The 11,865-nt window shown below is 44.9% G+C and carries 11 protein-coding genes, 1 tRNA gene and 1 other RNA gene; 4 read left to right on the plus strand and 9 right to left on the minus strand.

Annotation, left to right across the window (positions count from 1 at the left end):
- The 3 genes from AB4512_RS19085 to AB4512_RS19095 all read right to left on the minus strand — a co-directional run bounded on the left by AB4512_RS19085 (position 1) and on the right by AB4512_RS19095 (position 1,799).
- Complete coding sequence (locus tag AB4512_RS19085) at positions 1-624, minus strand: TnsA endonuclease N-terminal domain-containing protein (RefSeq protein WP_123311380.1); 624 nt, start codon at positions 622-624, stop codon at positions 1-3.
- Between the two features lie 138 nt (positions 625-762).
- Positions 763-859, minus strand: an RNA gene (gene ffs / locus AB4512_RS19090) — signal recognition particle sRNA small type.
- 196 nt (positions 860-1,055) lie between these two features.
- On the minus strand, positions 1,056-1,799 hold the full coding sequence (locus AB4512_RS19095) for a hypothetical protein (protein ID WP_017064066.1): 744 nt from the start codon (positions 1,797-1,799) through the stop codon (positions 1,056-1,058).
- A 227-nt stretch (positions 1,800-2,026) separates the two neighbouring features.
- Between AB4512_RS19095 and AB4512_RS19100 the strand changes: the two genes are divergently transcribed.
- Complete coding sequence (locus tag AB4512_RS19100; RefSeq protein WP_048609271.1) at positions 2,027-2,329, plus strand: MGMT family protein; 303 nt, start codon at positions 2,027-2,029, stop codon at positions 2,327-2,329.
- A 75-nt stretch (positions 2,330-2,404) separates the two neighbouring features.
- Here AB4512_RS19100 and AB4512_RS19105 read toward each other — a convergent pair whose 3' ends face one another.
- The gene (locus AB4512_RS19105; RefSeq protein WP_102319976.1) at positions 2,405-2,845 is read right to left on the minus strand and encodes a YbaY family lipoprotein; all 441 of its coding nucleotides are present in this window, start codon (positions 2,843-2,845) and stop codon (positions 2,405-2,407) included.
- Between the two features lie 168 nt (positions 2,846-3,013).
- Here AB4512_RS19105 and tesB point away from each other — a divergent pair, with 168 nt between their 5' ends.
- Positions 3,014-3,874, plus strand: a complete 861-nt coding sequence (gene tesB / locus AB4512_RS19110) for an acyl-CoA thioesterase II (RefSeq protein WP_029235187.1) — start codon at positions 3,014-3,016, stop codon at positions 3,872-3,874.
- 133 nt (positions 3,875-4,007) lie between these two features.
- Here the strand turns inward: tesB and AB4512_RS19115 are convergent, their stop codons facing one another.
- Both AB4512_RS19115 and AB4512_RS19120 read right to left on the minus strand, forming a co-directional pair.
- Complete coding sequence (locus AB4512_RS19115; protein WP_372149148.1) at positions 4,008-4,673, minus strand: hypothetical protein; 666 nt, start codon at positions 4,671-4,673, stop codon at positions 4,008-4,010.
- Between the two features lie 90 nt (positions 4,674-4,763).
- Positions 4,764-5,237 carry an Lrp/AsnC family transcriptional regulator gene (locus tag AB4512_RS19120; protein WP_017099910.1) on the minus strand — a complete coding sequence of 158 codons (474 nt, stop codon included), beginning with the start codon at positions 5,235-5,237 and terminating at the stop codon, positions 4,764-4,766.
- 129 nt (positions 5,238-5,366) lie between these two features.
- Here AB4512_RS19120 and AB4512_RS19125 point away from each other — a divergent pair, with 129 nt between their 5' ends.
- Entirely contained in the window at positions 5,367-6,434 is a 1,068-nt protein-coding gene (locus AB4512_RS19125; protein WP_136978152.1) for a PLP-dependent cysteine synthase family protein, read from the plus strand.
- A 90-nt stretch (positions 6,435-6,524) separates the two neighbouring features.
- On the opposite strand, the gene AB4512_RS19130 is transcribed toward AB4512_RS19125, so the two are convergent.
- The 3 genes from AB4512_RS19130 to AB4512_RS19140 all read right to left on the minus strand — a co-directional run bounded on the left by AB4512_RS19130 (position 6,525) and on the right by AB4512_RS19140 (position 11,176).
- Positions 6,525-6,845 (minus strand): DUF1244 domain-containing protein, encoded by a 321-nt coding sequence (locus AB4512_RS19130; protein ID WP_004736423.1) that lies wholly within the window; start codon positions 6,843-6,845, stop codon positions 6,525-6,527.
- Between the two features lie 141 nt (positions 6,846-6,986).
- Positions 6,987-10,100 (minus strand): vibriobactin export RND transporter permease subunit VexH, encoded by a 3,114-nt coding sequence (gene vexH, locus AB4512_RS19135; RefSeq protein WP_017062023.1) that lies wholly within the window; start codon positions 10,098-10,100, stop codon positions 6,987-6,989.
- Positions 10,100-11,176 (minus strand): efflux RND transporter periplasmic adaptor subunit, encoded by a 1,077-nt coding sequence (locus tag AB4512_RS19140; protein ID WP_372175357.1) that lies wholly within the window; start codon positions 11,174-11,176, stop codon positions 10,100-10,102. The genes vexH and AB4512_RS19140 overlap by 1 nt, the downstream gene beginning before the upstream one ends.
- Before the next feature lie 565 nt (positions 11,177-11,741).
- Between AB4512_RS19140 and AB4512_RS19145 the strand changes: the two genes are divergently transcribed.
- Positions 11,742-11,826, plus strand: a tRNA-Tyr gene (locus tag AB4512_RS19145).
- Positions 11,827-11,865: the final 39 nt, after the last annotated feature.

The following is an 11,865-nucleotide window of genomic DNA, read 5'->3' on the forward strand; positions in this document are numbered from 1 at the left end:
TTAACACCAAACGTAGGTTTCGAGGCCAAAGCCAATATTGTTGAGGTCTGTTTTGACTTGCCCCGAAGAGATCCAAGGAAGAGTAGAGATAAGTGTGTCCTGTTCCGATAATCCGAAATACAAAGACACCTCTTGTAGCTGCACCATTTGTTTACGTTGAATAAACGCTAACACTAACTTTTGAAACTCAGTCACAGTTCGCAATCCGGAATAACGATGCAGTAACTTAAAGTTATCTAACGTCGGTCCCATTCTAATTTGTTTCTCAGTAACCAAAACTAAGCGTCTGTTGAACTCATTCAACGCAACTCTTTGTTTCTCTTCAAATCTGTTCCTGAAATCAGGTTTGAGAATCTGACTAGAGTGTTTTACTTCGAAGAGGGTTGACTGCTCGTTGTGATTTGTTACTAAAAAATCTGGGGTATATCGGCACTTACGATTATTGAATTGATAGTGGAAGCCAAAAGGTTGAGAGGTAAAACTTTTAACGTTTGCGTTATATTCGAGGTGAAAGCAGAAATCGAACTCCAAAATGGAGAGAGTGCGAACAACAGCATCATTCTTCAAGCTCATGAACTTACAGATGTTGTGTACGTGAGATGATTTCTTAGTTTGGTCGAACATAGCAAATCACTTTTGTTGTAAACCTACAACAAAAAATAGACTATGAAGACTTATGGTGCAAATATGAAGACTTATGATGCAGAAATGAAGAAAGCCTGCAATTTATGCGAACATATATTGCAGGCTTCATAAGGGGTGGGAACCCAGCCACATCCCGGCACACAAGTCACTCGCTGCGGCTGCTCCCTTCCAGGCCTGACCGAGTTCACGAGCTATTGTTGCGGGAGGACCAGGCCCCCATAGATTCGTTTTCTAAGAGGCTTGCCTCAAAGAGTGATTGGATTATTAAGCATCACAGCAACCATTGCAAGCCCTTCCACCCTATTTTTGAACAATTGCGGTCTAAGTGCTTATCCTTTATTCAAACCATTAGAAAATCGCAGGTAAATTCACCATTTACCTGCATTTGGAAGGTTTGGATTGCTGGAGTACTAGATATCGATGTCTTCGTTATCTTCTGTGCGAATGATGTAGTCTGTCATCCACGCGGTACCTAATAGACACAACCACACCACAAAGACTGGGCTCGGTACTTCGATGCTTGGAGTAATCACCAGAGCCGCAAAACCGACCGTTGGCAGTGTCCAACACAGTAGTTTATTCCAGCGGAAGGTTTTCAAGCGCGTCAGCGTTTCCATCGATGCCATGATGCCCGTTACACACAAGGCAACCAAAGCGGCATAAGGTAAATCGGCTATCCATAATGGAAGTATTAAGCCTAATGACCACCAGCTGTGTCGGCTGGCAGGCTTAAGATGATTTGCCGCCCACCAAATCACGATGATTGATAAGGTTTGAAGTGTGGTAACCCACGGGACACCTTCAAGCTTGCCTGCTGATTGTGTCACCATGATCCCGACCTGCAAAGTAGTCACAATCAAGCCGGAAATAATCACGACCGACAAACTACTGCGTCTTGAGAAGACCACCATCAATAACGGGAATAGTACCCACGCACTGACAGACAGCGTGATAGGCTGCAAAGGAAGGGTTAGACCATAAGTGGTCATGGAAACAAGCAAAGCTAATCCTGCTATGCCCCCCTGCGGTAAAATCCATAAAGCAGGAATTACCATTGCAAGCACCGGGATATCTCCCTCACTTAAACTGATTGCTCTCGCGCAAACAACCGCTAATAATGTGGTGATCAAGAACTGAAACGTTGTAAATACCATAGCCCTCTCCTTCTACCGATCCGTGGTACCATACCAATCGTAGTAATTAACTGGTCACCCTAGCTTGTTAAAAAACTCGATAACCTCGTTAGATTTTTTGATTGTAGAATAACTACTTATCAAAACTTCTTATCAAAAAGAGCGGCCTTGCTCTCAAGCTTTTTCCCTGCGCTATTTTTGAACACTTATTTACTGTGATTGGTATTTATGAACTAGGAACATTTAGTATGGACCAATTTTTGAGCCAAATCTTTGCTGTGATTCACCAAATTCCATATGGAAAAGTAACAACTTATGGAGACATAGCACGTTTTTCAGGATTTCCGGGCTATGCGCGCCATGTTGGTAAAGCGCTGGGTAACCTGCCAGAAGGTAGCAAACTGCCTTGGTATCGAGTGATAAACAGCAAGGGTGAAATCTCTTTAAAGGGTGATTCGTTCGACCGACAAAAGCAGCATTTGGTTAAAGAAGGGATTGAGGTGAGTGATGCAGGAAAGATCAAACTCAGAATATACAAATGGCAGCCCTAGAGCTGCCACTAATCGCTGATTCAACTGGCTAAGTTAAGCCAATCAAGATGCCTTAACAGTGGCATCGACTTCTGATTAACGAACACCAACCAAACGTAGGTCTGCTTGCTGTGTATTTTCTACATCAGTAATTACTGACTTAATCGTGTCAGTAGTGAAACGCAGTTTGCCGTCAACATGAATCGATGCGCGCATGTTGTAACGGTGGTTAGCTTTAATTTTGTCGTTGTCGTAGCTCAGCTCGAATGCGAACGGTACTTGCTTACCGTCTGTGGTGAACTCTTGAGTTGCGATAACCGTCGATGGTGCATCAGCCAGTGAGATATCTTCTAGCGTAACGGTAACCACTGCATTCTCTGGCAATGCAATTCTTTCACGGTAGCTTACTGTTCCTGAAATCACTTGAGTGTTCTCTGCAACCACTTCCTGAGAAGCGCTCGTTTCTGATGTTGCTTGGCAACCAACAAGTAGGCCAAACGATACTAAAGACGTAATAAGAATTAGAGCCTTTTTCATATTCAATTTCTCTCAACATGTTTGCCGGACTCGGCAAATCTACTCACCAATTATAAGAGAGCTTTCATATTCTGTCTTGAAACCCTATGATTTATTGACAGATATCTGACTAAGCTAAATGATTAACACCATAATCTGACACCCATTTTACGAAGAGGAATGCTGGCGATGAGTCAACCTTTACAAGAATTACTAAGTTTACTTCAGCTAGAAAAACTGGAAGAAGGTTTATTCCGTGGGCAAAGTGAGAACCTAGGCCTACCACAGGTATACGGCGGTCAGGTATTGGGACAAGCGCTTTCTGCTGCTCGTTATACCGTTCAAGACGACCGTAGTGTTCACTCGTTCCACAGTTATTTTCTGTTTCCCGGCGATCCTGAAAAGCCAATCATTTACGATGTTGAGAACCTACGAGATGGACGCAGCTTTAGCACACGCCGTGTAAAAGCGATTCAAAATGGCCGCCCTATTTTCTATCTCACTGCTTCTTATCATGGCGATGCGCCAGGGTTTGAGCACCAGATTTCAATGCCTGATATTCCGGGACCAGAGAACTTTGCCTCAGAAACTGAATTAGCGAGCCACATTGCGGAATTCTTACCAGAGAAACTGCGCAAAACCTTCTGTGGCGAAAAGCCGATTGAGATGCGTCCGGTGACGGTGGTAAACCCACTGAAACCTAAGAAGACGGAAGCGAAACAATACCTTTGGGTAAGAGCGAATGGCGCGATGCCAGACAACCACTTGATCCACCAATACCTGCTTGCCTACGCATCGGATTGGGGATTCTTAGTGACGGCGCTTCACCCACATGAAGTCTCTATCATGACGCCAAATTTTCAAGTGGCGACGATTGACCACTCAATCTGGTTCCACCGCCCATTCAAAATGGACGAATGGCTGCTTTATGCGATTGAAAGCCCAACGGCAGCGAACACTCGCGGCCTAGTGCGCGGCGAGATCTTCAACCAGAAAGGTGAGCTGGTAGCGACAGCAGTACAAGAAGGTGTGATGCGCTTTACTAAATAGCACTCAAATAAATAGCGGATAAACGCTTCTTACAAGCCCCAAATACGCACAAACAAAAAGAGGCTAGGTTTAATACCTAGCCTCTTTCTTTAATGACGCTTAAGAAAACTCGTCACGCAAAAATCAATAAAACCTACTCAACTTCTAACGTTGGCTCAAACTCGCCTTGAACTCGCGTTTTAATGCCATCACCTGCGTCTCGTAGAAGGTTAAATGGCGATAACACTACGCCTTTCACCGCGCCCTCAGCGGCTCCCTGAGCGAGTTCCTTACTCTTATCAGCTAACAAATTAGCTTGTGCCAAAATACCTGGGACTTCCGCTCGTAGCATTTCAGATTCCGTGACGATGACAGGAATAGTCTGTTCGCGGTAAGACTTACTTTCAGCGAGCATTGGTGGCATTACGTCTACGCGGTATCTCTTTAATTCAGTTAATGTTGGTGGAATAACATCGGTTCTTACCTGCTCGACTTCCGTTCGAACATTTTTCACTTCATCTAATATCGCAGGGATTTTGTTGTCGACCGAGGCTACGGTTTGATTCACGTCATCGATCGTCTTTCTGACCTCTTCGACTGTGTTCAGAACTTGAGGAGCAAGCTCACTAACATGTTCAGCAAATGCTAGCAGCTCTTCCACTTTTAGCCCTTTCGTGAGACCGGATAAATCTTCGATAACCTGCGGATAAGTATCGACGATCTCCCCTACTTTATTAGTAAACGAATAGATGGTGTAGCCCAAGTAAAAAATGGCGACCGCTAATACCAATTGGATCGCGGTAGATACTTTTGCAAACATGAATGATCCTTTTCTTTTATCGCAGAGGCGAGATCTAAACTGAGAAGATAGTTAAACTGAAACGATAGGTAGCCTAAGATTAGGTTGAGCTTAAAGCGGCAGTGCTGTCGTGTACTTCAATGGTTCCATCGCAAATGTCGAGGTCACATTAGAGATACCGTCAATGCTATTCACCAAGCGCTTGTAGAAATCATCAAAGCACTTCATGTCTTTAACCTGAACCTTCATCATATAGTCATATTCGCCAGCCATACGATAAAACTCCATCACTTCTGGAAATTCCGACACAGTATTCACAAAACGACCATACCATTCGTGAGAATGATCACTGGTTTTAATCAATACGAACGCGGTAAAAGAAAGATCGAGCTTTTCTGGGTTCAGCAGCGCGACTCTTTTCTCAATAATGCCGTTCTCTTCGAGGCGCTTAAGCCTTTTCCAGCAAGGCGTTGTGGTGAGATTGACCGCTTCAGAAATGTCATTCAATGACAGGGTGCTATCTTCTTGCAGTAATCCTAATATTTTTTTATCTACGGCATCTATCACATTTTCACCAAATTGCATTTAAAGAGAATTATTTTCTACAATTTAAGCAAAACAAAGCAAATATGGCAAAGTTTTTCTCTCTGATTGTAGCTAAATTAGAACCATACCAATTACAAAGAATTCCTACACTCGATCAGGAGAACGCTTATGTGCACTGACCATCAATGGATTAACAACGCGATTCGTAAAATTGAAGCGGACTACCAACGCTCAGCGGATACGCACCTTATCAAGCTCGATCTACCAAGTATCGAAGGCATTGATGTTTACCTTAAAGATGAAAGCACACACCCTACAGGCTCTTTAAAGCACCGTTTAGCGCGTTCTCTCTTCTTATACGCTATCTGTAACGGTTGGGTTGGCCCAGAAACCACGATCATTGAATCTTCATCGGGCAGTACTGCGGTGTCTGAAGCTTACTTCGCTCGCCTACTTGGCCTTCCATTTATCGCGGTAATGCCAAAATGCACAGCGAAGAAAAAGATCGAGCAAATTGAATTCTACGGCGGCCAAGCGCATCTTGTGGACCGCTCAGATGAAATTTACGATGAGTCTCGCCGTTTAGCAGAAGAATTGAATGGTCACTACATGGATCAATTTACTTACGCTGAGCGCGCAACCGACTGGCGTGGTAACAACAACATCGCGAACTCGATTTTCAATCAAATGCAGATGGAAGATCACCCAGTTCCGGCTTGGGTAGTAATGAGCCCAGGTACTGGCGGTACTTCAGCGACGATTGGCCGTTTCATTCGCTACCAACAACATGAAACTAAGCTTTGTGTTGTGGACCCTGAGAACTCTGTATTCCACGAATACTTCCAAACAGGCAATGCGAACGTGAAATGTAGTACATTCAGCAAGATTGAAGGCATTGGTCGCCCACGAGCAGAACCAAGCTTCATTCCTGGTGTGGTTGACGAAATGCGTAAAATCCCAGACGCAGCAAGTATCGCAACGACACATTGGTTATCTGACATTCTTGGTCGCAAGGTCGGCGCATCAACCGGGACTAACATGTACGGTGTGCTTCAATTAGCCAGTGAAATGAAAGCACGTGGAGAAAAAGGTTCTATCGTGACTTTACTGTGTGACAGTGGTGAGCGTTACCTAGACACTTACTTCAATGACGAGTGGGTAAATCTGAATATCGGTGACCTACAACCTTATGCAGCGAAGTTAGAAGCTTTCTCGCAAACGGGTGAGTTGGCTTAAGTTCGAAACCGATAGTTCGAAATAGAAAAGAGCCCTTGATGGGCTCTTTTTGTTTATTCATTCTATTAGTCAGCCACTAACGAGAACAAATTACTCTGGCTTCTGCTTCGCTTCAAATGCCGCGAGTTGTTCAGGCGTCGCTTTTGGTTGATGGTTTTGTTTCCACTCATCGTAAGTCATGCCGTATACACGCTCACGAGCGTCATCGATATCCAAGTCTAAGCCTTGTTGCTCTGCTTCCGCTTTGTACCATTTACTGAAACAGTTTCGGCAAAAGCCAGCCAAGATCATCAGATCGATGTTCTGCACATCTTTATTGTTATCTAGGTGTGCTAGCAGGCGACGAAAGGTTGCTGCATCCAGCTTATCTTGTTCTTCTTGAGAAAGATCTTTGTATTTAAATTCAGCCACTTTACTTTCCTTTATTCGATTTATTGTATTAATTCGTTGAGCTCTGTTTGTTATACAAAAAAAGCCTGAAATTCGCTAGGAGCAAACGCAGGCTTTTCAATATTGTTACACTATTCCGTGTTCATTAATCGTGCGTGTTCATTAACCGTGAGAGGTTCTTCCCACGTTGTCATGGCTAAGCTCTTTATTAAGTTCCGCTTCCACGTGACCCGGAGAGCGTGTTGATCCTGAAATCAGTCGGTACATCGCAGGAATTACGAACAGAGTAACCAATGTCGCGAAGCCCATACCGAAGAAGATAACCGTACCCACAGCCACTCGGCTTTCATAGCCTGCGCCCGTTGAAGTAATCAATGGAATTGCACCAGCCAGCGTCGTGAATGCCGTCATCATGATTGGACGTAAGCGTCGAGCAGAAGCATCAATGATCGCCTTTTCAAACTCAATACCACGGTCACGAAGTTGGTTAGCAAACTCTACGATCAAGATACCGTTTTTGGTTACCATACCGATCAACATGATCATACCAATCTGGCTGTAGACGTTGAGCCCTTGACTCATCAGCACCAAGCCTAAGAAGCCACCGAAGATACCCATAGGTACGGTGAACATCACCACCAGCGGGTTAATGAAGCTTTCAAACTGCGCGGCCAGTACCAAGTATGCGACCAGCATCGCTAGCGCAAACACCACTAGGATACTTGATTGGTTCTCTTTAAAGTCTTTTGACTCGCCAGAGTAGCTCACTGAAATATCACCCGGTAGCTGTTCAATCGCTTGTTCATCAAGGAAATCGAGCGCGTCACCCAGCGTGTAACCTTCCATTAGGTTCGCTTTAATGGTCACCGATTTCTGCTTGTTGTAGTGCGACAAACGAATCGATGAAGCCACTTCTTCAATGTGCGTCAGCGTATCAAGTGTAACCAGCTCACCAGACTGAGTTCGCATGTAGATTTGGCTTAGATCGTTCGCGTTGTTGAAGCTGTTTTCATCACCACGCAGATACACGTCGTACTCTTCACCACGGTCAACGAAGGTCGTTTCACTGCGGCCGCCAAGCATGATTTCTAACGTATCTGAAATGTCTGAAACGCTAACACCTAGCTCTGCTGCACGCTGCTTATCTACGGTTACCAATAGCTCTGGTGTTTTCTCAGAGTAATCGATGTCCGCGCCTTCCATCATTGGAGAATCTTCAGCCGCTTGCTTTAAGAGCTCTGCCCACTTCTGAAGTTCAGAGTAATCAGAACCGCCAAGTACGAATTGAACAGGCTCACTTGAACCACCTTTGAAGCCCGGCATGAACGGGAATACACGCACATCTGGAATGCCGTTCAACGATTTACGAACTTCGTTCAACGCTTCTTGTGCGGTAACGTCACGCTCATCCCAGTCTTCTAGGATCATGATTACGAAGCCCGTTTGGTCACCCGCATTACCACCAAACGCTGGTGATTGAATACTGAATGACTTCAAGAAGCCCTGACCAAGCAATGGCATTAAGCGTTCTTCAACGATGTCCATGTTGGCAGACATACGGTTGTAACTGGTTGCATCGGCACCACGAACAAACGCAAATATAACACCACGGTCTTCTTGTGGCGTCAGTTGCGACGGCACTTGTTGCATCAAGCCATAACTACCGCCCATACACGCGATAATGATGATTGGAGCGGCCCAACGCCAGTTAAGAGCACGGCGCAATACCGCGCGGTATCCAGACTCAAGCTTGCCAAATACGCGCTCGACAAACAAATTGAAACGGTTTGGTTTAACGTTCGCTTTAAGGATCTTACTGCCTAGCACTGGCGTTAGCGTTAATGCGACTAGCGACGAGAAGATCACCGACATCGCAAGCAATACAGAAAACTCGGTAAACAATAGGCCAACCATGCCGTCCATGAACGAGATTGGTAGGAATACCATTACCAATACAAGCGTTGTTGCGATTACCGCGAAGCCTACTTCACGAGTACCTTTATAGGCCGCAAGCAGTGGTGACTCACCACGTTCGATATGGTGGAAAATGTTCTCAACCACCACGATCGCATCATCGACCACCAAACCAATCGACAGGATAAGTGCCATCAGGGTAATCAGGTTGATGGAGAAACCGAAGTAGTACGCGGCAATAAACGACGAGATCAGAGATACAGGTACGGTTACCGCTGGAATAAGTGTTGCACGTGCTTGACCAATAAAGATGTAAAGCACAAGGATAACCAAGCCGCCCGTGATAAAGAGTGTGCTGTATACCTCTGAGATTGAACGGTCAATAAAGACTGTTGAGTCATAATCGACAGCTAAACGAGTACCGTCTGGCAAGAACTTTTGAATTGCTTCGACTTCTTTATGGACTAAGTCAGCCACCTCAAGTGGGTTCGCATCTGACTGAGGCACGATACCCATACTTACGTTAACAACGCCGTCACTCTTAAAGGTCGAGTTCTCGTTTTCTGCGCCAATGTAAACATCCGCTACGTCTTTCAAGTAGATAGGTGTGTTATCAGAGGCACGTTTAACGACTAGGTATTCGAAATCTTCAGCTTCAGTGTAAGAACGAGCAGTACGAACCGACATCACAATCGCATCGTTACGTACTTCACCACCCGGGCTTTCAATGTTCTCACTGTTCAACGCAGATGTGATGTCGGAGGTAGTAACACCACGACCCGCCATCTGCGCAGGTTTCAGCTTGACGTACATTACTTTGTACAAGCCACCTGAGATATCCACCGAGCTCACGCCAGAAATCAAACTAAAGCGGTCAATCAACACACGTTCGGTGTAGTCGGTTAACTGCGTTCGGTCCATCTCTGTCGAACTTAAGTTGATGTAGACCGAAGCTTCACCACTACCATTGTTCTTATAAACAATTGGGTCGTCGGCTTCATCGGGCAATGAACGCTGCGCACGAGCTACAGCATCACGAACATCACTCACACCGGTATTGAGGTCGTAACCAAGCTCAAAAGTAATCGTGATACGCGACATACCGTTACGCGTTGTGGATTCGATCTCATCGATACCACTGATGCCGGATAACTGGTCTTCAAGGTTGGAGGTTATTTGGCTTTCAATGATGGTGGCAGACGCACCCTCATAACGAGTACTGATCGATACTACCGGGCTTTCAATATCTGGCATCTCACGAACCGCGAGCTTATTGAAAGAGACAATACCAAACACAACCAATAGTAGGCTCAATACGACGGCCGCTACTGGTCTCTTTACAGAAACATCAGATAACAACATTAGTTAGCGCCTTCTTGTGCTTTTTTATCACTTGCTGCATCAGCTGGGCGATTAACGGCAAGCTCTTGAACCAAGACGCCGTCACGCATGTTCACGATACCTTGCACCACGATCTTCTGGCCAATTTCGATGCCTTTGTCGATCACGACTTCGTTATCGATACGTGCCCCAAGGAAAACTTCTGTACGAGTTGCTTTATTATCTTCGTCGATAACATAAACGAAACGCTTCGTACCTGAATACTCAAGCGCTTGAACTGGAATGATTGGCGCTTCCACTGGTGGGAAGTCCATATCCGCCGCCACTAACATACCTGGCTTTAGATAATCATTATTGTTGTCGAAGTGGATTCGAACTCGAAGGTTCAAGGTTTCAGCGTTAATACGAGAATCAATGCCTACTACAGTACCAGTGAACTGAGTGTCGCCCCATGCGCTAGTGCGAGCCGTTACTTTCATACCTCTAGACAGTTTAGAAAGGTAGCGCTCCGGGATCTGCAGATCTAATTGCATTACCGATAGGTCATCTAAGGTCACGAGTTCAGTACCTGCTGTCACCATTTTACCGCGGCTAAAGTCGATAAAACCAACAGTGCCCGAGAATGGCGCGCTGATGTGAAGATCTTTCAGATTGGCATTTGCAGCAGCTAAACGAGCGTTGGCAATCTCTACGTTCGTTTTCTGAGCGTCAATTTCAGTTTGCGTGATCGCGTTACGTTTCACTAGGCGTTGAAATTCCGCTAGCTTACGTTGCTCGTCTTTTAGATAAGCTTGCGCTTCTGCAACTGCCGCTTTTGCTTTGTCATCGTCGAGTTGAACCAACATCTGCCCTTTAGTGACATCTTGATTGGCTTTAATGTTGATAGAGTCCACTCTGCCAGCCACTTCAGAAGTGATCATTACCGATTGCTCGGCTTCTAGCTTACCGACCAACGAAAGAGATTGGCTAACTTGGTGAATATCAACCTGCTCAGTAACAACAGTGACAGTGCTAGGGCCCATACGTTTAGCAAGTGCGGCTGGAGACGCCAAAAGAATAGACAAGCTAAGCAGGGTTAAAACAGATTTATTTTTCATAATTATGGTCTGCAAGTAAGTTTTATAGCAATCACAGTGAGTAAGTGGTCAGAAATAGCGTAGAAAAATGGCTTGAGAACCAGGCTGATCTTTTCAACAGGATAGCTTCGATAAGTAGTTATCCTACAATCAAAAATCCTAACGCAGCTTTCGAGCATTTTAATAAGCTAGAACGACAAGTTACTTACTACGATTGGTATTATTCTCTATAAATGAAATTAACCGTATTCTATCAACTGATGAATGCTGTAACGTCAAGAAGTGTAAATCTAGATTAAATTCCATTTACGTTTCTTGGCGAATTGCACAAACCAAACACAATGTAGAAAGCGAGTTACCTCAAGGTGTTACCTATCACTACGTAAACCTTAGTACAGATGTTCACTTCCCGAGCAATATGCGTACTTTTCGCCATCTTTGCCCAAAAAGGCAGCATTCAACACAAAACCATAAGAAAAACTCTTTACAGGTTTAACGTGTTTGCTATGATGCGCTCCGCACTTGAGAGATGCGTTGGGAAAAACATCTCTTTAGCCTATCCATTATGAGTTAGGAAAAACACCCTGGAGGGGTTCCCGAGTGGCCAAAGGGAGCAGACTGTAAATCTGCCGGCTCCGCCTTCGATGGTTCGAATCCGTCTCCCTCCACCATATTCTTCTTACCTCTTTTAAGAGTTAAGAGAACAACCT

The sequence above is a fragment of the Vibrio sp. 10N.222.52.B7 genome (genome assembly GCF_041474275.1).
Lineage (GTDB): Bacteria > Pseudomonadota > Gammaproteobacteria > Enterobacterales > Vibrionaceae > Vibrio > Vibrio crassostreae_C.

Excerpts from the sequence above, each read along its gene's own strand:
- AB4512_RS19140 (WP_372175357.1), bottom strand. The coding sequence starts at position 11,176 with ATGAAAAATAAATCTGTTTTAACCCTGCTTAGCTTGTCTATTCTTTTG.
- AB4512_RS19100 (WP_048609271.1), top strand. The coding sequence starts at position 2,027 with ATGGACCAATTTTTGAGCCAAATCTTTGCTGTGATTCACCAAATTCCA.
- AB4512_RS19105 (WP_102319976.1), bottom strand. The coding sequence starts at position 2,845 with ATGAAAAAGGCTCTAATTCTTATTACGTCTTTAGTATCGTTTGGCCTA.
- vexH (WP_017062023.1), bottom strand. The coding sequence starts at position 10,100 with ATGTTGTTATCTGATGTTTCTGTAAAGAGACCAGTAGCGGCCGTCGTA.
- AB4512_RS19125 (WP_136978152.1), top strand. The coding sequence starts at position 5,367 with ATGTGCACTGACCATCAATGGATTAACAACGCGATTCGTAAAATTGAA.
- AB4512_RS19115 (WP_372149148.1), bottom strand. The coding sequence starts at position 4,673 with ATGTTTGCAAAAGTATCTACCGCGATCCAATTGGTATTAGCGGTCGCC.
- AB4512_RS19095 (WP_017064066.1), bottom strand. The coding sequence starts at position 1,799 with ATGGTATTTACAACGTTTCAGTTCTTGATCACCACATTATTAGCGGTT.
- tesB (WP_029235187.1), top strand. The coding sequence starts at position 3,014 with ATGAGTCAACCTTTACAAGAATTACTAAGTTTACTTCAGCTAGAAAAA.
- AB4512_RS19120 (WP_017099910.1), bottom strand. The coding sequence starts at position 5,237 with ATGCAATTTGGTGAAAATGTGATAGATGCCGTAGATAAAAAAATATTA.
- AB4512_RS19085 (WP_123311380.1), bottom strand. The coding sequence starts at position 624 with ATGTTCGACCAAACTAAGAAATCATCTCACGTACACAACATCTGTAAG.